Origin of the sequence: Ferruginibacter albus (genome assembly GCF_020042285.1) — a bacterium.
GTDB lineage: Bacteria > Bacteroidota > Bacteroidia > Chitinophagales > Chitinophagaceae > Ferruginibacter > Ferruginibacter albus.
The window spans coordinates 2103348-2123151 of record NZ_CP083388.1 but is presented as its reverse complement, the minus strand read 5'-3'; the positions used below and the strand labels follow the sequence as shown (position 1 = coordinate 2123151).

Here is a 19804-nt window from a genome sequence, read left to right as displayed (position 1 = left end):
TTTGCAACGATGTTGAATAAAGAATAAATGTCAGGAACATAAAAAATATAAAATGAAGTTTAGTGTAAATGAACACGGTTATTACGGAGAGTTTGGCGGAGCATACATTCCGGAAATGTTGCATCCGAATGTGGAAGAGCTGCAGGAAAAATATTTGGATATTATTTACGATGAAAGCTTTCAAAAAGAGTTTCAAAATCTATTACAAGATTATGCAGGAAGAGAAACGCCTTTATATCATGCAAAGCGCTTAAGCGAAAAGTATGGCGTACCCGTTTATTTAAAGCGGGAAGATCTGTGTCATACAGGAGCACATAAAGTAAACAATACTATCGGGCAAATATTACTGGCACAACGATTGGGTAAAAAGCGCATCATTGCTGAAACAGGTGCCGGTCAGCATGGCGTGGCAACAGCAACAGTTTGTGCCTTAAAAGGATTGGAGTGTATTGTGTACATGGGAGAAAAAGATATTGAACGCCAGGCGCCGAATGTTGCCCGTATGAAAATGTTAGGTGCCACAGTAGTGCCTGCAACCAGCGGCAGCAAAACATTAAAAGATGCAACTAATGAAGCTATCCGTGATTGGATCAATAATCCTGTTGATACGCATTATATAATTGGTAGCGTCGTTGGTCCACATCCTTATCCCGATATGGTAGCACGTTTTCAAAGTGTGATCAGTAAAGAAATCAAGGAACAATTAAAAGAAAAAATAGGAACAGAATTGCCATCGCATGTAATTGCATGTGTTGGTGGGGGTAGTAATGCTGCGGGTGCTTTTTATCATTTCCTGGATGATGAGCAAGTGCAATTAGTGGCTGTGGAAGCAGCGGGTTGCGGAATTAACAGTGGTATGAGTGCAGCTACAACGCAATTAGGTAAGCCAGGAATTTTACATGGCAGCAAAAGCTATGTAATGCAAACGGAAGATGGTCAGGTAGTGGAGCCACACAGCATTTCAGCGGGGTTGGATTATCCCGGTATCGGACCATTGCATGCACATTTATATAAAACCGGCAGAGGGACTTTTTTAAGCGCAACTGATAAAGAAGCCCTGGAAGCAGCATTTGAATTGGCAAAATTAGAAGGGATCATTCCTGCGTTGGAATCATCTCATGCGTTGTATGGATTAAATAAGTTGCAATTTAAAAAAGGAGATGTAGTGGTGGTTTGTTTAAGCGGTAGAGGAGATAAGGACATGGCAACATATATGAAGGCAATGGACACAAATAAAATCTAAATAATGAAATTACTATTTGCAGCTATTCTCGCAACAATCCTTTCTTCTTGCGTCGATACAGGCGACTTTATCAATCATACATTAAAAGCAGAAAAATTGGGAGAGTGCTCACAACCGGAAACGCCAATGAGCATGAACAGTAATACAAGCGGAGAACGATATGAATTTCATTATTGCCTCCCGGATAATTTTGATGAATCAAAATATACCGTAAGCCGTATTGGTGATACAGTAACCTTGTCTTTTCCTGAAGCAAAAGAAGGAGAGAAAACAGCTTTATACAAAATAACACTCGATATAGATGCAAAGCCAAAATATCATTTTATTAAACTAGGCGATAAAAACAATCTGATGGAAGTGACTACAGCATCTTATTAATAATGATTATGAGCAGCATAAAAGAATTATTTCAGCATAAAAAGAATAATGTATTAAATGTTTATTGTACAGCGGGCTATCCAAAATTGGAAAGCACGCTGGAAGTAATAAAAGCGTTGCAACAAAACGGGGCAGACCTGGTAGAAATAGGAATGCCTTATAGCGACCCATTGGCAGACGGCCCTGTAATACAAGCCAGCAGCACTATTGCGTTGGCAAATGGAATGACCATTCATAAGCTTTTTGAACAGTTAAAAACATTGCATGATGCGGGGCAAAAAAAAGTTCCTATAGTGTTAATGGGTTACATGAATCCTGTGCTGCAATATGGATTTGAGAAATTTTGTAAAGATGCGGCAGCCGTTGGTGTGGATGGATTGATACTGCCTGACCTGCCTGAATATGAATTTGAAACAGAATATGGCCCTATCATTAAAAAATACGGATTAGATTTCATTTTTTTAGTAACTCCCGAGACATCAGAGCAACGGGTTAAAAAACTTGATGCATTAAGCTCAGGTTTTTTATACGCTGTTTCCTCTTCTTCTACAACAGGGAAAGATAAAAATTTTACAAGCGTACAACATTACCTGGAAAAATTACAATCGTATAAGCTACAAAATCCCGTATTGGTTGGTTTTGGTATAAAAGATAAAGCGTCTTTCACCGATGCATGCGAATTTAGTAATGGTGCCATTATCGGTACAGCATATATTAAGGCATTGGAAAATTCTATTGATATTAATTCTTCTACCCAGGCTTTTTTAAAAACAATTACTCTTTAGAGCCACGCATAGATTATTTTTTAGGTAGAAAAGCGCATCATTGTTATTGTGGAAAACAATGATGCGCTTTTAGTTTCATTTTTTTTGTAAAAAAGTAACTTTAGTGAGAAATCTTTATTTACTTGCAAGTAGTTGACATTCTATTAGTATTTTACAACTTGCGGCTTTAGGTACTATCGGCTGATACATACTTCAGAAACCATTTATCTGCTGATAGGTACCAATATCAAACTAACAAAAATTATGAGTAAGCAGCCATTTACTTTTCGGGGGTATATATCTATTGTTCAAAAATTTACACTTGCATATAAAGCAGGGTTCGCTTTTTGCTTCTTTCTTTTTTGCTTTACTAAAACAGAAGCACAAACGATCAGTGTTAAAGGTAAGGTGGTGGACAATCTTGCTAAACCTTTATCTGGTGTTTCCATTGTAGAAAAAGGTGAAAAAGGAGGTGCGACCACCAATGCCGCGGGTGAGTTTGAAATAAAGGTAAAGCCCAATGCTACTCTTGTTGTGTCTAATGTTGGATTTGAAACAAAAGAGATAAAAGCTGGCAGCGCTTCTTTAAATATAACTCTTAAAGAAGATGTGGTAAGTTTAAAAGATGTTGTGGTAACCGGTTTTCAGCAGATCAATAAGAAGAAATTTACGGGTGCAAGTGTTAAGATTAAGACGGATGATATAAAAACAGATGGTATTGTAGATGCAGGCAGAATGCTGGAAGGACGTGTTGCCGGTGTTGCGGTACAAAATGTTTCGAGCACATTTGGTTCTGCGCCTAAATTACGTATCCGAGGCGCTACTTCTATTAATGGGGATAACAAGCCATTGTGGGTGGTAGATGGAGTAGTGTTGGAAGATCTTGTGAATATTTCCAATGATCAATTATCGAGCGGAGATCCCACAACACTTTTGGGATCATCTGTTGCAGGGATCAATGTGAATGATATAGAAAGCTTTGATATTTTAAAAGACGCTGCAGCTACTGCTTTGTATGGAGCAAGAGCAATGAATGGAGTAGTGGTGATCACTACCAAAAAAGGCAAGCAGGGAAAGCCTACCATTCAATATACAGGCAATTTCAGTACACAGTTAAAGCCAAGCTACTCTGATTATAATATCATGAATTCAGTACAGCAGATGTCTGCATTGGCGTCATTGGAAAGAGATGGTTACTTTGAACCGGCAGCATTGGCTTCTTCAGCCGATTATGGAGTATATGGTAAAATGTACGATGAATTGTATGGTGATGATTTTGGAAACTTCCCAATTATCAATACAACAGATGGAAGAAGAGATTTTTTGTTACGATATGCCAATGCCAACACCGATTGGTTTGATGTACTGTTTAAAAACTCGTTGATACAGGAACATTCTTTAAGCATCACAGGCGGTAATGATAAATCTCAATCTTATTTTTCTACCAGTTATTATGATGATAATGGCTGGACCATTGCGGATAATGTAAAACGGTATACACTCAACTTCAGAAACAACTACACATTTAGCGATAAACTGACTGCAGGTTTTTTAGTAACAGGATCTTATCGTCAGCAAAGGGCACCGGGTACAATTAAACGTACGGATGATGTAGTAAAAGGAGCGTATACGAGAGATTTTGATATCAACCCGTTTAGTTATGCATTGAATACCAGTCGTGCACTCACACCTTATGATGAAGATGGCAACCTTGAGTATTTCAGAAGAAACTGGGCACCTTTTAATATCATCAATGAATTAAATAATAACTATCTGAATGTTGGCGTGATCGATGTGAAACTGCAGGCGGAATTGGGCTATAAATTTAATAAGCATCTTCGTTACGATTTTGTAGGTGCACTACGTTATGCCAATTCTACTATCGAAGACCAGATTACCGAAAATTCCAACATGGCAAATGCCTATCGTTCCAATGCTACACAGGTTATCATTGACGGTAACAAGTTCTTGTATTCCGATCCTGATGGATTGGATCCAACCAAAAAAATTGTGGTGCTTCCATATGGAGGCTTTTATAACAGGCAGGAGGATATGTTGGTAAACTATGATGTACGAAACAGCCTTTCTTACACTAATACGTTTAATGAAAAGCACGCTTTATCATTGTTATTAGGGCAACAGGCAAAATATACCGATAGGCAAAGCTCAAACAACACCGGGTATGGCTACCAGTATGATAATGGTGGCGTACCCTTTGTTGACTATCATATTCTTAAACAAACCATTGAAGCTAACTTTCCTTACTATGGCATGACGAGAACCTATGACCGTTTCCTGGCGTATTATTTTAATGCGCAATACACTTACGATAGACGATATAATGTTTATGGCACTATTCGTTATGATGGCTCTAATAAATTAGGCTCATCCAAAACTGCCCGCTGGTTACCTACCTGGAGCTTTGGCGGATCCTGGAATATTGATGAAGAAAAATGGTTTGATAATGTCCGTAAAGTGGATTACTTAAAATTAAGAGCAAGCTATGGATTAACTGCAAGTTTAGGTCCTGCTACCAATTCAAATGTAGTATTACAAAGTGCTATTCCTAACCGTACATATGCCACAGAAAGAGAAGCTGTATTGAACCTGGTGAATCTGGAAAACGATGATCTTACCTGGGAAAAGAATCATCAGTTAAATATAGGTGTTGATGCAGGGTTTTTTAATGGAAGAATGGATTTCAGTTTTGATTGGTATAAAAGAAACAGTTATGACCTTATCAGTATAATTAAAACAGCAGGTATTGGAGGTGAAGCATATAAAGCGATTAACTATGCCGATATGGATGCACATGGGATTGATCTGATGATCGGCGGAACTCTTATTAAAAAGAAAGATTTTAGCTGGAAAGTGAATTTCACTTATGGATATAATAAAAATAAAATCACCAATGCTAAAAATCAGCCTACTATTTATGACCTGGTAAAACAGGAAGGTGGTAATACTGAAGGTTATCCGGTAAACAGTCTTTTCTCTATTAACTTTCAAGGGTTAGATCATTTAACAGGTATTCCATATTTTGTAGATGAACATGGCAACCCCAATGCGCAAGGTGTCGATCTTCAATCGGATAGCATCGGGCATTTAATTTATTCGGGGCAGGTTGATCCCACATTTACCGGTGGTTTCAATAGTGCATTCACTTACAGATCTTTTACACTAAATCTTTTCTTTAGCTATCAGGGTGGAAATGTGATACGCTTAAATCCATTGTTCCCTACAAATGCTCCTTATTCAGATTTTGATGCATTTCCTACTGAACTGGCAGATAGATGGCTTAAGCCGGGAGATGAGAAGCTGACCAATATCCCACAGGTAAGCGATCGATATTATTCCATCATCTCTAATAACAACGCAGAGTATCCTTATAATAATTATAACTATTCGCAGGTAAGAGTTGCCAAAGGTGATTTTGTACGTTTAAAATCAGTTTCATTATCGTATCAATTAAATCAAAAAACATTGGAGCATATGAAAGGTGTTAAGAATCTTTCTTTTACTCTTGCAGTGAACAACCCATGGCTTATCTATTCCGATAAAGCTTTAAGAGGACAGGATCCTGAATTTTTTAATGCCGGCGGTGTTGCACAGCCTTTGCAAAAACAAATAATATTCTCTGTTAAAGCAGGATTTTAAACAGCGTAACAATGAAAAAAAATACAAGCATATTATTAATAGTGTCGGTAGTGATTCTTTCTGCCGGTTGTCAAAAGTTCTTAGATAAAGAACCGGATAACAGGGCAAAGCTCACTTCTCCGCAAAGTGTTTCTGAATTATTGGCATCAGCTTATCCGCAAGCTAATTATGAGGCAATGGCAGAGCTTTCATCAGACAATGTCGGCGATAATATTAACAACGATCTTGACCAGGCAAGTTGGAGCAAGCTGGTAAATGATTATTATTTATACCAGGACAATAACGGTACAGATGAAGATGGTCCGGAATACTATTGGTTTGGTTGTTATAAGGCAATAGCCGCATCTAACCTGGCTCTACAGGCAATTGATGAAGCACCTGATCCTCAAAATTACCGGGCACAAAAAGGAGAAGCCTTGTTAACAAGAGCGTATAGTCATTTTATGCTGGTTAACTTTTTTTCTAAATTCTATAATGCGTCAACAGCATCATCTGACCTGGGAATTCCTTATGTAACACAGCCTGAAACAATCTCCATAAAACAATATGATCGTAAAACTGTGCAGTTTGTATATGATATGATAGAAAAAGATCTGCAGCAGGGATTGCCCTTAATAGATAACAGCGCCTATCCACAAACGGACGCAATAAAATATCATTTTACCAAATCGGCAGCCAGTGCATTTGCGGCAAGATTTTACCTATATAAATTGAACTATGATAGTGTAATTAAATATGCACAAGCTGCGTTACCGGAAAATGCATATGGACTTAATTTAAGACAATGGAACTCATATTATAATACGTTACCGGCCAATGGTAGTAACAGCATCAGTGCTGTTTATTCAAAAGCTACAGAAAAAGCAAACTTGCTATTGGTGCAAACAAAATGCTGGTGGAGCCGGCTTATTGGAGGTGGCAAATATGGGTTAACTCAGGATCTGGGAGGTTATTTTACAGGATCTGCTCCCGTATCGGGTGGTGCATGGTCTTTCCCGCTATATTCACTTGGTACAGGATCGCATAAACATTCTTTGATTCCCAAGATCAATGAATTTTTTGTGGAAACCTCTATTGGAAGCGGAATAGGAGATGGCTGGCAAATGGTGCCATTGTTCACTGCGGAGGAAGTGTTGTTCAATTTGGCTGAAGCATACACGTATAAAGGACAGACTGCAAGTGCAATATCATTGTTGAATACCTATCTAAGCACCCGAATAACAGATTACGATGCAACAAACGATAATATTGACGAAGACAAATTGATAAACTATTATACGTTGCCAACAGATTCACTTACACAATTACGCAATGGCATTATCAGCATATTTGACCTGGAAGGAAAACCAACTTCCATTGCTGCTTATTATTCATTGGATGATGTACAGAAAGCAGTCATCAATACGTTGCTTGAATACCGCAGGGCTGAATTTGTGCATGAAGGAATGCGTTGGTTTGATATATTACGATACGGATTCCAGATCACACATCCTTATGATCAAATAAATGAGATCGCATTAACACCCAATAACCCACATAGAGTATTTCAAATTCCTGCAACAGCAGCATCGCAGGCAGGGTTACAATTAAATCCACGATAATTAAATTTTTTATAATGAAACTAAGTAAGATAACAGTATTCAGTTTGGCAGTAACAATGCTAATGGTTTCTTGTAAAAAAGAGGAACCATTGGGGAATGCTGCAGACATACCCGGTTTAGGAGGAGATTCTACTGCACAAACTCCTATTGATAAATGGATATACGATAGCCTGGTAGTTCCTTATAATATTGATGTAAAATATCGATGGAATCAATTCACAACCGACCTTATCAGTGATAATGTTGTGCCGCCAAAAGAAGAAGTAGTTATACCTGTTATGTCATCGCTCTTAAGAATATGGGCAACGCCGTATATAGAAGAAACAAATCTTATATTTTTTAACAAGATAGCACCTAAGTTTTTTGTATTGTCCGGTAGTTCTGCTGCGGATGCCGATGGAGCTACTGTTGGTGTAGCCGGTGGAGGGCGACAAATAAATTTATTACAGCTGAATTATTTTAAAAATAAAACTTCCCCGGATTATACATTGGCGGATACCATGGTGCAACGCAATGTTTTTCTTACCGTGCATCATGAGTTCTCTCACATTTTTGATCAATTGAAAAGACGTCCGAATGCTTTTGACCTCGTTACGCAAAATGATTATTCTTCCGATTGGATAAACCTGCAGGACCCGGACGCCAATCAAAAAGGCTTTGTTACTGCATATGCATCCAGCGTGGCTACAGAAGATTTTGCAGAAATGATATCGCATATGTTGGTATATGGAAAGCCCGGCTGGGACGCATTTGTAGCAAGTATTGTTACTTACCAGGATGATGGCTTGGGTAATATAATAATAGTTCCGAACCAGGATGCGCAACAAAAATTGCATGCTAAAGAAGCGGCTATTGTTGATTATTTTAAAACCAGCTGGCAAATAGATTTTTATGATCTGCAGGCAAAGGTGAGAGCTACCATTGAAAAAGAATTTTATTGATTACGAAGCGGTATTTGAGCTTAATAAAAAAGAATTATGAAAAGACTATTTTATTTTTTTATAGGAATAGCTGTTTTTTTATCGGCTTGTAAAAAAGAAGAAGATGCTGTTTTCAATCAATCACCTGATGATCGCATAAATGAGGCGTTGGCAAAATACCAGGCGCAATTGACCGGTGCAGAGAACGGATGGAAAGGATTTATCCGAAACAGTAAAGGACAAACATATGCGTTCTATTTTGTTTTTACTAATGACAACCGGGTGAAAATGTTATCCGATTTCACTGCTCAATCCGCCATTACTTTACAGGATGCAGGATATCGATTCAGGGAGCAACAACAACCAACGTTCATCTTCGATACGTATTCTTATATACATGTATTAGCGGATCCTAATGAAGCCAATACCGGGATATTTGCAGACGTTAATATAAGCCGTCCAACGGTTTTGAATACCTGGTATTACAAGCAAAATGATCTGCCAATACCCGATATCAGTAAAGGATTACAAACCGATTTTGAATTTATTGTAGATGAGAGTCTGATACAACAGGATACCATACGAATGATCGGTAAAACCAATGGTTCTTTATTGACTTTTGTAAGAGCTACCAAAGCTGAAGCGGATATTTTTAATGCAGGTAAATGGAATTCGAGTTTAGTAGGAGGATACCTGAACAAAGAATTCCTGACGTATTATTCCCGTCTTGCAGTTAACGGTAATTTATTTGATGTACATTCTTATAGTGATAGTACTCTTATGTTTAGCTGGCTGGATGGTAACGATAGTATCATCTATAAAGAGGTAGGCTTTACGCAAACAGTATCACCTGATGGGTTTACGCATGGTATAAGGTTATTACAACCCGTTAATAACGGAACGATCAATATCAATACGCTAAACATTACATCCTGGGACGCTACTACCCGTACATTGAACATTACAGCCAACAATACAGCAGGCACTTTGACAGAAACAACTTTGCCATTAAAGATAGATACCACGCTGCCTTCTAAATGGATAAATTTTGCCTTGGATAATGGAGGATATTGGGCAAGCTGGGACGGCTTCTATGTGAATGGAACAAGAGATGCCTATAACAATAATAAAGACGGTATCAATACAAGATATTTTTATTTGTCTTATTTCCCTGCGGATGTTTTAGGCTCCCAGTACAATGCATTAGCGCCGATATTTTTAAATTCTACCTATACAACGTTAACTCTTGATTATATCCAGGAAATGCCTTTTACAGATAGCTTGGGTTATCTTAAGTTCAGTCTTCAAACTAATTTCGGGTATCCCACAACTGGCGATCCCGGGCTTACTTTAAGCCAGTTCATAATTCCTGAGGGGTATTACCTGGTGAGATTAGATGACGGGCATTATGATATGGTAAGTGCTAAAGACGGTAAAGCCTGGCTAAGCTGGTTTTTTTAACGTATCCTGGTTAAAAGTTTCTTCATTAAAGTAATGCGATAAGCGACTAAATTTGCGTATCAAAATACCATCATGAAGAATTATTTTCTTTTAATAGCTTTCTTGCCTTTCTTTTCAATTGCTCAAACCAAGCCCAAAGTAAAACCCAAACCAAAAGCAGCAACAACAACTGTCGCAACACCTGCAGGAGGATTTGTTATCAACGCCATAATAACCGGCTATCCCGATGGAACTTCGGTTGATCTTATCAATAATCAAACAGGAGCACAAATAGCATCTACTGCTATCCAACAAAACAAATTTGTATTAAAAGGAAAGATGGATTTTCCCGACTTCCGCCTGATCACTTTTAATAAACAACAGCAGCCATACATTGTATTGTTTTTAGATAACAGCAATGTAAAAATATCAGGAACAAAAGATGCATTGAATGCAGTGAGTATAACAGGTTCTGCTTCCAACAGCGAGTTTTTAGAATTAAACCGTTCTTTGGCGCCTTATCAAAATCTATTTTCAGGGCAGGATATTCCTTATGATTCAGCAGCAGTTGCCAATGCTACGCAGATTACTGAAAACTTTGCACTGCAACATCCCGACTCATACATCACACCATTAGCAATTATTCGGTATAGCCAGGTGGCAGAAAACGATAAACGTACAACAGAGTTATATAATACATTGTCCACGGGCATTAAATCATCTCCTTTAGGATTGTATTTAGGGCAAGTGGTGTCAAAAGCTTCGCAAAATGGAATCGGTACACAATTGACGGACTTTTCTGAACCTGATACCGCTGGAAATGCATTTAATACAAGCTCGCTAAGAGGCAAATATGTATTGATTGATTTTTGGGCAAGCTGGTGCGGACCTTGCCGCAGAGAAAATCCAAATGTAGTAGCTGCGTATAATAAATTTAAAGACAAAAATTTTACCGTTTTAGGCGTATCATTGGATAATAAAAAAGACGTATGGCTTGACGCTATTAAAATGGATAACCTGACCTGGACACATGTAAGCGATCTGCAGGGCTGGCAAAATGCAGTAGCTGTGCAATTCGGCATTAATGAGATACCTCAAAATATTTTGATCGACCCTACGGGAAAGGTCATAGCCAAAAATCTTCGTGGCGATAAGTTAGAAAGAAAGCTTTCTAGGATATTGCAATAGCTGACGCCAGAACATTTATAATTAAACAACCACCATGGAATTTTCTCCTGTTATCGATCAACTGCTTTTTGGAGAAATTATAGTTTCTACTCAAGATAGAGAAGGTAATTCTTCCAGGAGATTTATAAGTACCGTAATTGATGGTTATGAAGACGCTGATGTGTTTGACGTTTTTATGAATGCGTGTGAAAAGAATAATATCGTCATTAAATATTTAGAGGAGGAGCAGGAAGAACAAAAACTATATAAAGTTTTGATAACTGTAAATAACCGGGATTATTCTTCCTTCTCTTATGCATCACCTGAAAAAGATATTTCTAAGTTGCTGGCTGATGAATTATATTCAATATTAGCAAAAGAACTCAAAAATAAATTATTGATAGAGGAAGTAAAAACTATTGCCAGTACCGGGTTTGATCCTGCTAAAGCAAAGAAATAATACTCTTCAGTATTGAACATTTGTAAGAATATACAAGCTTACAGATCATAACAGGTAAATATAATTTATGAGATCAAAAATCTTAATGCTTTCAATATTTTTATTGACAATTGCGTTGCTGAGTTTCAAGAATAAAAATGAGATCGGCAATTGCTTTATTTCATTTACTACAGCGACTAATCTGACAGCAGCAACTCCTGACAGGCTTCCTGAAACGTCTGAAAAATTCCGGACAGTAAAGACCGAAGACGGGGAGGTGGAAGTTACACGAATTGACGGTTATCGAATTTTGTATAACAATGCTAAGCAAGTTCCATTTGTAAACTTAAAGGTTGAGCTTTCTGATTCAAACTCGTATGAGAGCGACAAAAAAAAGCTGTTGGATAACCTCAAATATTTAAATGCTCACTCTACGGGCATGGAGACTAAAGATGTTATTACGCTTGATTTTAATGGCTATAAAATTTTCGGGTTAAGCCGCGGTACAATTGAAGTAGGAAGTACGTTGGGAACTTTTATTATGTTTCCCGGAAACGGTGTTACAGTGTATTTTTACTTTAATAATCTTAAGCCGGAATTTAGAAATTTTGAAAGTGTAGATGACTACAAAAAGCAACGAGACCAATTCTTGCAGGAATACACCAAACACTTAACGGACTGCAGCAATAAATAGTTGCCAAAGCTTATTCTTGTTTTGGTATGGTTGCATCTTCGCCCTCAGCAACATTGATGACAAATTTTGGCGCATTACCAACATTCGGGTCATTAGGTACAGTAGAATTATGAACCAGTACTTTTTCTTTGGGTATTTCTTTCTGTAATAAATAGTTTGTGATCGCATCTATACGTTGCTGCATGATGGCTTCAACTTTCTCCTTTAAAGCATCTTTCCCTACAAGTCGTATACATTTTTCCTGGATCGACTCCAGGTTAGAATTTGTTTGTAACTGCTTATTTACATAAGCAATGAATGCAGAGTCATTAATATTGAAGGAATTTATTTGCCGCTGTTGTTCGGCGGTACTATCGGCAATATTTAAATAATTCTTCTTTGCCAGATGAATAGCCAATGCTTCCATTTCATCGTGCTTGCGGGATACTTGTACCAACTCTAATTTTATTCCCGGTTTGTCTTTTAATGTTTTTGCCAGCTGGTCCAATTGTTTTTGCTGGTTATCGCTAACAGTAGTTTGCAGATAATCAAAATCTACTTCTTTGTAATCTTCTTCCTTGCCACCAAAAACATGAGCCAGCAATTTAAACGGTGCAGCGGCAGCTTTAGTAACCAAGTTGCCCAATACCTGCCAAACTATTTTGCCCCATTTAAATTTAGGATCATCTAAGCTGCCGGTAACAGGTATCTTTAAATGAATATTGCCATGCACATCTTTTAGCAATGCTACGGCTAATCTCACCGGCATATTGTATTGCGGTTTATTGGTCTTGTCTTTTTTGCCCGCAATTATTTGTTGTACATCCAATATATTATCACTGGTTAACTGTCGTTTTACAACAGTGGTCTTATTCGTATAATCAATAGTTCCTTTTAAAAAAGGAGTAGCTACATAATATTTAGAATAAGGATTGAAATCGGATATGGACAGATCTTTAACAGAACAATCAATAGCAAAATCTTTAAAGTTTTGGGGATTGATATCCATAAAACCTTTTAGCTTGCCGCTTCTGTTTAGTATGGCAGATGCATCAAAATGAATTTTTGTGCTATTGCTGCTTAAGCGGTCGCTTAACAGATCTAATGAATCAAATGAATAACGGAACTTATCATATAGCGTATAATCCACAAAGCGGAATTGCCCGCCTTCTATAACAAATTTATCTGCGTTGTAGCTGCTTATTACGTAATTGCTCACAATGTTTTGTACATAATCAGCGATCATGGTAAAGATATTGGAGTATGTAGTAGTGGAAGTATCCATAGCAACAGGAGAGGAGCTTAACCTGTCGAAGTTGTAACCTTCTTTATACATCTCCAGTTTTAAATAAGGTCGTATCATTTGTATCGTCGCAAAATGATACATGTTCTTTTCTGTATTCAATGTGTCAATATCGATCGACATCTTGTCAACTGCAGTTAATTTATCATCCACGTTATCAATGATAGAAAAATCTTCTACAGTTATATTTCCTGAAGCTGCTACAGCCGTAGCATTGTGCATGTTGCCGCTTATATTCAGATGCGTGGAAAGCAAGCCGTTCAATTGATTTACTTTCAGGTAATCTTTTAAATAAATAAAGAAAGGTTTTACATCGAAGCGTTTGATATCAGCATTTATTCCATACATCCAACTATTCTTATCAAACGATATTTTACCTTTTACATCTCCGCCGGAAGCAAAAGAAAAATCAGTATTAATACTATACACTTTATTATTCCACGATATGCCGGGAATATGAATGTTGCAACGTTTAATTGTTATGATGTTATGAGGAGAAGAATTTTCATAAACAATAGCAGCGTTATTTACATCTGCTTTCTTTATTTCCCATTTTACAGGTTTATTATCTTTTAACGTAGATGGTTTCTTTGAACTGAAACGATCTATAAGATCACTGAAATTAAAACGCTTGCCTTTTTCAATAACATTTAAGGTTGGGTTATCTAATCGTATCTCAGTTAATTCATAAGTAGATGAAAATAGTTTGTGTTCTTCAATATCAGCATATAATTCAGCGCATTGAAAAAAAAGCTTGCTGCTTTTGGCTTCATAGATCTTTAATCCTTTACTGCTTACACTCCCGGTAAATAGATTGATACGAAGCTTATCCATCTTTATTTGTCTTCCGGTATATTCAACACTATATCTTTCAATAGCCCATTTAGCAATAGGAGAGATGAAGATTACCAATAAAACTAAAAGAGAGATAATTGTAATAAGTAGAATGAACAGGATTCTTCGTAACCACTTCATTTTTAGGACATTTCTGCGAAAATAACAATTTCCGTTGGCTTACTTGTTATTCAATTGTAAACCTTATAAAAGCTGCCGTTTGTATAATTGAACGGTATTTTCCAATCCTAAGTAAAGAGCATCACAAACCAAAGCGTGTCCAATAGACACTTCCAGCAAGCCCGGAACGTTTTGTGCAAAATAGTTTAAGTTATGCAGATCAAGATCGTGACCGGCATTAATACCTAAGCCTAATGCATTCGCTTTTTTAGCGGCTGCTATATAAGGAGCAATAGACTTTTCTTTATTGATGGCATATTCTTTGGCAAAGCCTTCTGTATATAATTCAATTCTGTCTGTGCCGGTAGCCGCAGCACCTTCCACCATCTCTACAACCGGGTCTACAAAAATAGAAACACGGATTCCGGCATTTTTAAAAACGCTGATCATGTTGGTCAGATAATCTTTATGTTCAATGGTATTCCAGCCATGGTTAGAAGTAATTTGCCCGATCGCATCGGGTACCAATGTTACCTGTGTAGGTTTATTAGCTAAAACAAGTTCAACAAATTTTTGCTCGGTGCAATTGCCTTCAATATTAAATTCTGTATGAATGTTTTTCTTAATGTCGAATACATCTGCATAACGTATATGTCGTTCATCAGGACGTGGATGAACTGTAATACCATCGGCACCAAAACGTTCAATATCCAAAGCTGTTTTTAAAACGTCAGGATTGTTTCCACCACGGCTGTTACGAAGCGTAGCGATCTTATTTACGTTGACAGAAAGCTTGGTCATTATTGCATTTTTTTTCAAAGTTACTAAGGGTTGGAGTAACTTTAATGAATGGTGAATTGTCAATGGTAAAAATATAAAGATTATTATCTAACGACCATTTCACTATTTACCATTCACAACTAAATTTTCAATGAACAGCGAAACGGGAAAATATATAATTGCTGCAGGCGTATTAATTGTCTGCATTGGATTGATTATCTATGCGTTTCATGATAAGCTGCATTGGATCGGGCATTTACCCGGTGATATCAGGATTGAAAGAGAAAATTTTAAATTTTATTTTCCTGTTACTACCTGCATTGTATTCAGTATTTTATTCATGATCATTGCGCAGATCGTCAAACGTTTTTTTTAAGTTAACGGATCAATTATTCTTTGAATTCAATGGATTAATGGTTAACTTGTATAACACCTCCAAAAAACGATTGTTATGACAACAATTACTTCACTTCAACCGGAAAATACATATACATATCCGGGAACATTCAATCCTCCAAAATTTGATTGGGAAGAGTTAATGAAAGAATTAGGTAAGCCTCGTGAAGGAAAAATAAATCCTTCGGTAAATATTATAGAGCATATCGATTATTATAAAGTAGAGTTAGCAGTGCCGGGCCTTACAAAAGATGATTTTGTAGTAAACGTGCAGGATAACCAGTTATCGATCGTAGTAATGAAGCCAAAAGAAACCAATGCGATCAATTATCATGTGCACGGATTTAATTTTGAATGCTTCTCTCATTTAATAGATCTTCCCGGAAATATAGAAACGGATTTTATCAGCGCTGAATATGAGGCAGGTATTTTATCTATTTGCTTTCCTAAAGTTGATGCGCCTGTCGTTAATACATCGCATAGAATTGTCATTTACTAATGGCTATAAGAATTTTTGTTACAGGCGGTACTTTCGATAAAGAATACAACGAATTAAAAGGAACTCTCTTTTTTAAGGATACGCATTTGCCTGAAATGCTGCGCTTGGGCAGAAGTCGTGTAAATGTACATGTAGAAACATTGATGATGATCGATAGCCTGGAAATGAAAGAGGAGCATCGCAAATTGATAGCTGACTATTGCATTCGTTCTGAAGAAGATAAGATCATTATAACCCATGGAACCGATACAATGACAGATACTGCGAAAAAATTAGCAGAACTGGTATCGGATAAAACCATTGTTTTAACCGGCGCTATGATCCCTTATAAATTTGGCAGCAGCGATGGTTTATTTAATCTCGGCAGCGCCCTGGCTTTTGTACAAACGTTGCACAAAGGCGTGTACGTTGCCATGAATGGCAGATATTTTAACTGGGATAATGTTCGTAAGAACAAGATCACCGGTGAGTTTGAAGAAATAAACTAATAAGAAAGATCGACTGCTATCGTACTTCCCCCCACATCATCTGTTAGTTTGATCTGAATGATCTTTGATCCATCTGATACATAGGTAAAATGTGATTGGCCGCCTTGGCTATCTGAAGTTGTTCCGGGAAGTTTTTGTGAATACCACAGCGAAGGATCTGACAACGAAGTGATCTTATACAATACAGGAGCAAGTGTTTTTAAATTTGCAAAAGGATTGTCGAAAGTGCTGTACGAGTCATAGCTTATCAATTCTACTCTTGAATAATTTCCATTATCCTGCGCAGTATCAATTGCCCACTGGTTTATATTGCTGCTCTGATTAAATATAAGACTATCTACCTGCAACGCTTGTCCTTGATAGGTATAGGTGGCGGTAATAACGTTGCTGCTATAATTTATATTAGTAGTTATATCGCCAATAGCAGAATCCTTAATAACACGACCGGATTGATCGCAGGTTAAAATATCAATAATGGTATTACCCGAGTTATCTGCACCAATGTATTTATCAGGATATGTATTGTTGCCTGTATAAATAAAGCTGTATTGAATCAAATATGGATTGCTGGCGCTATCTACTCCGCTTAATGCATATTGCGTTAATCTTTTTTGTGCATCATAGCTAAATTGTAAAGTATCCCCGCTTGAAATGCCAAGAGGATGTATGACTGCTTTTTTTACATAACTATTAGTAGTGGTGGTATCTGTAGGTGGAGGAGGTGTGTTGCCACCGCCATCGTTTTTAGAACAAGAATAAAAAATAACTACAGGCAGCAGTAAAAAAAAGATTCTCTTCATAAACAGTGTTTTTCCAAAAATAAGAAATATACCGAAAATAATTACCTTCCGTCATCAGTTTGAATGTATTTAATGAAAAAAATATTCCATAAAAAGGCGGTGCATGTTTTAATAGGGGGTATTCTTCTTTTTTTGTTTGTTTCGTCTGTAGGAATAGAAGTTGTTCCTTTAAATTTTTTCTTAAGAAAGAATATACGTCTCTTATTGCCCCAAGGCTGGGCTTTTTTTACAAGAAAGGCAAATACAACGATAAAAGATGTATACGTATGGAAAAATGGTCATTTTGATAAGATCACTTTTAAAGAAGCAGATGCAGCAAATGATTTTGGATTTTCCAGGAAAGGCAAGGAAATAAGAACAGAAATAACAGCTATTCTTGGAAAAATTCCTGACAGTACATGGAAAATCACTTACAATCCCAATGCGCTTCTTTTAGCAAATAATCTTTATTCCATCAATAATAAAGCGTATTTGCCCATCACAAAAGGAGATACTTGTTTGATCGTATTACATGATCCCGTTTCTTTTAACGATAGAAATAACAGTGTAATTCAATATAAATATGCGCAGGTAATAATCAATTAATGCAATTTCACATTAGTACATATTTTAAACAACAGGCAGCTGCGTTCAGGTTAAACTCTCCATTTACCAAAACATATGGAGTTGCAAGAACATTCCTGGCAATCGGCTCTTTGTTAATATTACTCTGCAACAGCTCTGCTGTTTTATTTGATCCGGAAAGGTTTTCATCGGTATACGCTCATAATCTCAATCATATTAATCTATTTATTTTAATAGGATATAAGCATCTTTGGTTTTCAAAAGCGCTTTGTATAATTGTATTACTGTCAGTAATAACAGGAATATATCCACAGCTGACAGGCTTCTTACATTGGTGGGTTTCTTTCAGCTTATTCAATGTGTTTGTTGTTAAGAACGGCGGAGATCAATTGGCTTGCATACTTACCTTCTTTTTGTTTTTCATAGCAGTATTGGACAAGCGCAAAAATCACTGGTATGCATCCCTTCCTCAATCAGAGTCTTCTATTGGTATTGGCAATATCATACTATTCATTATTAAACTGCAGGTATTTTATATTTATCTGGATGCAGCGTTGGGAAAACTGGCAAGTAAAGAATGGCTGGATGGCACGGCTATGTATTATTGGGTGTTGAACAGTGAGTTTGGTACATCCGGTTTTCTCTTGAATCTTATAAAGCCTGTTGTAATGAACAGGGCAGGAGTTGCAATACTTACATGGGGAACTATAGTGTTTGAACTGCTGTTATGCGCCGGCATTTTATTTAAGCCCAAAGCCCGGTTTTGGTTGATGATCGCCGGCATATTTTTTCATTTCCTGATATTCATCTTTTTAGGATTGGGTAGCTTTTTTTTCGCAATGACAGGCAGCCTCGTTTTGTACCTATATCCCGGGCAAAAGAATAAGCTAACTTAAAAAATCCACCACCATATTTTTTATTGCTTCATCACGATAGATCATTCTGTGTCCGAGACCTTTTGTGATTACGAATTTTATATTTGGCAAGTTATCCTGTTGTATTGGTAACGCATCGCTAAGCGGCGTGTTTTCATCGTCCTCATCATGTATCCATAAAATGGTAGCTTTAATAGTATGCATAACTCTTCGCATGGAATACCATTCGGTTTTATTACCTTCTATACCAAATATTATATTGTTGAACTCGTCTTTAACTCTTTTATTGGTTACGCCTAATAATTTTAAATAGTCATCAATAGCAGTGGTTATTTCTGTAGCAGGTGCAATAAATACCGCTTTGGTGTTTTCATCATGCGGCATTTGTTCTAAAGCAAGAGACAATGCCAAACCGCCAAAAGAATGTGCTAAAAAATAGTGAATAGTCCCGTATTGATTCATTATTTCTTTCACCATCTCTCTGTAGATCACAGCATTGATAGTAGTTCCATCACTTTCACCATGCCCGGGCGCATCAAATGCCAGTACTTCAAAACCCTTATCTATAAAAGGTTGTACAAAATGATGAAAGCGGAAAGAAGAGGAAGAATATCCATGTAATATCAATATTTTTTTTTGATGCGGAGCGTTCCATTTGTAACCTCTGATGGTTGTTCCGTTTAATGTAAAGCTTGTTTTTTCTCCTTTGGTAAAAATTGCAGGAACCTCTTTTAAAGCATTTTTGGACGGAGTACAAAATACCTGAAAGGCTGTGGCGGCAGCCTTTTTCTTTGAGAAAAAAGCGATCAGCTTCAACTTTAAACGCAGATAAGCAATTGCAGTTTTTTGTTTTATCTTCATTT

General features: G+C 37.0%; 19 protein-coding genes. 15 read left to right on the top strand and 4 right to left on the bottom strand.

What is annotated here, in order from left to right; genetic code table 11:
* Positions 1-52: 52 nt before the first annotated feature.
* From trpB to K9M53_RS09220, 10 genes are all read left to right on the top strand, one after another.
* Complete coding sequence (gene trpB / locus K9M53_RS09265; RefSeq protein WP_224014095.1) at positions 53-1243, top strand: tryptophan synthase subunit beta; 1191 nt, start codon at positions 53-55, stop codon at positions 1241-1243.
* Between the two features lie 3 nt (positions 1244-1246).
* The gene (locus tag K9M53_RS09260) at positions 1247-1621 is read left to right on the top strand and encodes a hypothetical protein (protein WP_224014093.1); all 375 of its coding nucleotides are present in this window, start codon (positions 1247-1249) and stop codon (positions 1619-1621) included.
* Between the two features lie 8 nt (positions 1622-1629).
* Positions 1630-2406 carry a tryptophan synthase subunit alpha gene (gene trpA / locus K9M53_RS09255; protein ID WP_224014090.1) on the top strand — a complete coding sequence of 259 codons (777 nt, stop codon included), beginning with the start codon at positions 1630-1632 and terminating at the stop codon, positions 2404-2406.
* Positions 2407-2649: 243 nt separating this feature from the next.
* Complete coding sequence (locus K9M53_RS09250) at positions 2650-6042, top strand: SusC/RagA family TonB-linked outer membrane protein (protein WP_224014088.1); 3393 nt, start codon at positions 2650-2652, stop codon at positions 6040-6042.
* Positions 6043-6053: 11 nt separating this feature from the next.
* Positions 6054-7643: a RagB/SusD family nutrient uptake outer membrane protein gene (locus tag K9M53_RS09245; protein WP_224014087.1), complete on the top strand. Its 1590-nt coding sequence runs from the start codon at positions 6054-6056 to the stop codon at positions 7641-7643.
* A 14-nt stretch (positions 7644-7657) separates the two neighbouring features.
* Positions 7658-8584, top strand: coding sequence for a substrate import-associated zinc metallohydrolase lipoprotein (locus K9M53_RS09240; RefSeq protein WP_224014084.1), 927 nt, complete (start codon positions 7658-7660; stop codon positions 8582-8584).
* A gap of 36 nt (positions 8585-8620) precedes the next feature.
* On the top strand, positions 8621-10024 hold the full coding sequence (locus K9M53_RS09235; RefSeq protein WP_224014083.1) for a DUF4302 domain-containing protein: 1404 nt from the start codon (positions 8621-8623) through the stop codon (positions 10022-10024).
* Positions 10025-10096: 72 nt separating this feature from the next.
* On the top strand, positions 10097-11191 hold the full coding sequence (locus K9M53_RS09230) for a TlpA disulfide reductase family protein (RefSeq protein ID WP_224014082.1): 1095 nt from the start codon (positions 10097-10099) through the stop codon (positions 11189-11191).
* Between the two features lie 34 nt (positions 11192-11225).
* Positions 11226-11630: a hypothetical protein gene (locus K9M53_RS09225; RefSeq protein ID WP_224014080.1), complete on the top strand. Its 405-nt coding sequence runs from the start codon at positions 11226-11228 to the stop codon at positions 11628-11630.
* A gap of 67 nt (positions 11631-11697) precedes the next feature.
* The gene (locus K9M53_RS09220) at positions 11698-12303 is read left to right on the top strand and encodes a hypothetical protein (RefSeq protein ID WP_224014078.1); all 606 of its coding nucleotides are present in this window, start codon (positions 11698-11700) and stop codon (positions 12301-12303) included.
* A gap of 10 nt (positions 12304-12313) precedes the next feature.
* Here the strand turns inward: K9M53_RS09220 and K9M53_RS09215 are convergent, their stop codons facing one another.
* Positions 12314-14560: a DUF748 domain-containing protein gene (locus K9M53_RS09215; RefSeq protein ID WP_224014076.1), complete on the bottom strand. Its 2247-nt coding sequence runs from the start codon at positions 14558-14560 to the stop codon at positions 12314-12316.
* Positions 14561-14623: 63 nt separating this feature from the next.
* The gene (locus K9M53_RS09210) at positions 14624-15340 is read right to left on the bottom strand and encodes a pyridoxine 5'-phosphate synthase (protein WP_224014074.1); all 717 of its coding nucleotides are present in this window, start codon (positions 15338-15340) and stop codon (positions 14624-14626) included.
* Positions 15341-15470: 130 nt separating this feature from the next.
* Between K9M53_RS09210 and K9M53_RS09205 the strand changes: the two genes are divergently transcribed.
* The 3 genes from K9M53_RS09205 to K9M53_RS09195 all read left to right on the top strand — a co-directional run bounded on the left by K9M53_RS09205 (position 15471) and on the right by K9M53_RS09195 (position 16702).
* On the top strand, positions 15471-15695 hold the full coding sequence (locus tag K9M53_RS09205) for a DUF2905 domain-containing protein (RefSeq protein ID WP_224014072.1): 225 nt from the start codon (positions 15471-15473) through the stop codon (positions 15693-15695).
* 75 nt (positions 15696-15770) lie between these two features.
* The gene (locus K9M53_RS09200; RefSeq protein WP_224014070.1) at positions 15771-16214 is read left to right on the top strand and encodes an Hsp20/alpha crystallin family protein; all 444 of its coding nucleotides are present in this window, start codon (positions 15771-15773) and stop codon (positions 16212-16214) included.
* Entirely contained in the window at positions 16214-16702 is a 489-nt protein-coding gene (locus K9M53_RS09195) for an asparaginase domain-containing protein (protein WP_224014068.1), read from the top strand. Before K9M53_RS09200 ends, K9M53_RS09195 begins: the two co-directional genes overlap by 1 nt.
* Here K9M53_RS09195 and K9M53_RS09190 read toward each other — a convergent pair.
* Entirely contained in the window at positions 16699-17502 is an 804-nt protein-coding gene (locus tag K9M53_RS09190; protein ID WP_224014066.1) for a hypothetical protein, read from the bottom strand. The two genes, K9M53_RS09195 and K9M53_RS09190, sit on opposite strands and share 4 nt — an antisense overlap.
* Positions 17503-17574: 72 nt before the next feature.
* On the opposite strand from K9M53_RS09190, the gene K9M53_RS09185 reads away from it, so the two are divergent.
* Positions 17575-18087 carry a hypothetical protein gene (locus K9M53_RS09185; RefSeq protein WP_224014064.1) on the top strand — a complete coding sequence of 171 codons (513 nt, stop codon included), beginning with the start codon at positions 17575-17577 and terminating at the stop codon, positions 18085-18087.
* A complete protein-coding gene (locus K9M53_RS09180) occupies positions 18087-18962 on the top strand; it encodes a sporulation-delaying protein SdpB family protein (RefSeq protein ID WP_224014062.1) in 876 nt (291 codons plus the stop codon). Before K9M53_RS09185 ends, K9M53_RS09180 begins: the two co-directional genes overlap by 1 nt.
* On the opposite strand, the gene K9M53_RS09175 is transcribed toward K9M53_RS09180, so the two are convergent.
* Positions 18954-19802: an alpha/beta hydrolase gene (locus K9M53_RS09175; RefSeq protein WP_224014060.1), complete on the bottom strand. Its 849-nt coding sequence runs from the start codon at positions 19800-19802 to the stop codon at positions 18954-18956. The genes K9M53_RS09180 and K9M53_RS09175 overlap by 9 nt on opposite strands.
* Between the last annotated feature and the right edge of the window lie 2 nt (positions 19803-19804).

What these genes read in the sequence shown, in the direction of transcription:
- K9M53_RS09195 (WP_224014068.1), top strand. Translation starts at nt 16,214, where the DNA reads ATGGCTATAAGAATTTTTGTTACAGGCGGTACTTTCGATAAAGAATAC.
- K9M53_RS09220 (WP_224014078.1), top strand. Translation starts at nt 11,698, where the DNA reads ATGAGATCAAAAATCTTAATGCTTTCAATATTTTTATTGACAATTGCG.
- K9M53_RS09190 (WP_224014066.1), bottom strand. Translation starts at nt 17,502, where the DNA reads ATGAAGAGAATCTTTTTTTTACTGCTGCCTGTAGTTATTTTTTATTCT.
- K9M53_RS09215 (WP_224014076.1), bottom strand. Translation starts at nt 14,560, where the DNA reads ATGAAGTGGTTACGAAGAATCCTGTTCATTCTACTTATTACAATTATC.
- trpB (WP_224014095.1), top strand. Translation starts at nt 53, where the DNA reads ATGAAGTTTAGTGTAAATGAACACGGTTATTACGGAGAGTTTGGCGGA.
- K9M53_RS09180 (WP_224014062.1), top strand. Translation starts at nt 18,087, where the DNA reads ATGCAATTTCACATTAGTACATATTTTAAACAACAGGCAGCTGCGTTC.
- K9M53_RS09225 (WP_224014080.1), top strand. Translation starts at nt 11,226, where the DNA reads ATGGAATTTTCTCCTGTTATCGATCAACTGCTTTTTGGAGAAATTATA.
- K9M53_RS09210 (WP_224014074.1), bottom strand. Translation starts at nt 15,340, where the DNA reads ATGACCAAGCTTTCTGTCAACGTAAATAAGATCGCTACGCTTCGTAAC.
- K9M53_RS09200 (WP_224014070.1), top strand. Translation starts at nt 15,771, where the DNA reads ATGACAACAATTACTTCACTTCAACCGGAAAATACATATACATATCCG.
- K9M53_RS09245 (WP_224014087.1), top strand. Translation starts at nt 6,054, where the DNA reads ATGAAAAAAAATACAAGCATATTATTAATAGTGTCGGTAGTGATTCTT.
- K9M53_RS09185 (WP_224014064.1), top strand. Translation starts at nt 17,575, where the DNA reads ATGAAAAAAATATTCCATAAAAAGGCGGTGCATGTTTTAATAGGGGGT.
- K9M53_RS09205 (WP_224014072.1), top strand. Translation starts at nt 15,471, where the DNA reads ATGAACAGCGAAACGGGAAAATATATAATTGCTGCAGGCGTATTAATT.
- trpA (WP_224014090.1), top strand. Translation starts at nt 1,630, where the DNA reads ATGAGCAGCATAAAAGAATTATTTCAGCATAAAAAGAATAATGTATTA.
- K9M53_RS09260 (WP_224014093.1), top strand. Translation starts at nt 1,247, where the DNA reads ATGAAATTACTATTTGCAGCTATTCTCGCAACAATCCTTTCTTCTTGC.
- K9M53_RS09175 (WP_224014060.1), bottom strand. Translation starts at nt 19,802, where the DNA reads ATGAAGATAAAACAAAAAACTGCAATTGCTTATCTGCGTTTAAAGTTG.
- K9M53_RS09250 (WP_224014088.1), top strand. Translation starts at nt 2,650, where the DNA reads ATGAGTAAGCAGCCATTTACTTTTCGGGGGTATATATCTATTGTTCAA.
- K9M53_RS09235 (WP_224014083.1), top strand. Translation starts at nt 8,621, where the DNA reads ATGAAAAGACTATTTTATTTTTTTATAGGAATAGCTGTTTTTTTATCG.
- K9M53_RS09230 (WP_224014082.1), top strand. Translation starts at nt 10,097, where the DNA reads ATGAAGAATTATTTTCTTTTAATAGCTTTCTTGCCTTTCTTTTCAATT.
- K9M53_RS09240 (WP_224014084.1), top strand. Translation starts at nt 7,658, where the DNA reads ATGAAACTAAGTAAGATAACAGTATTCAGTTTGGCAGTAACAATGCTA.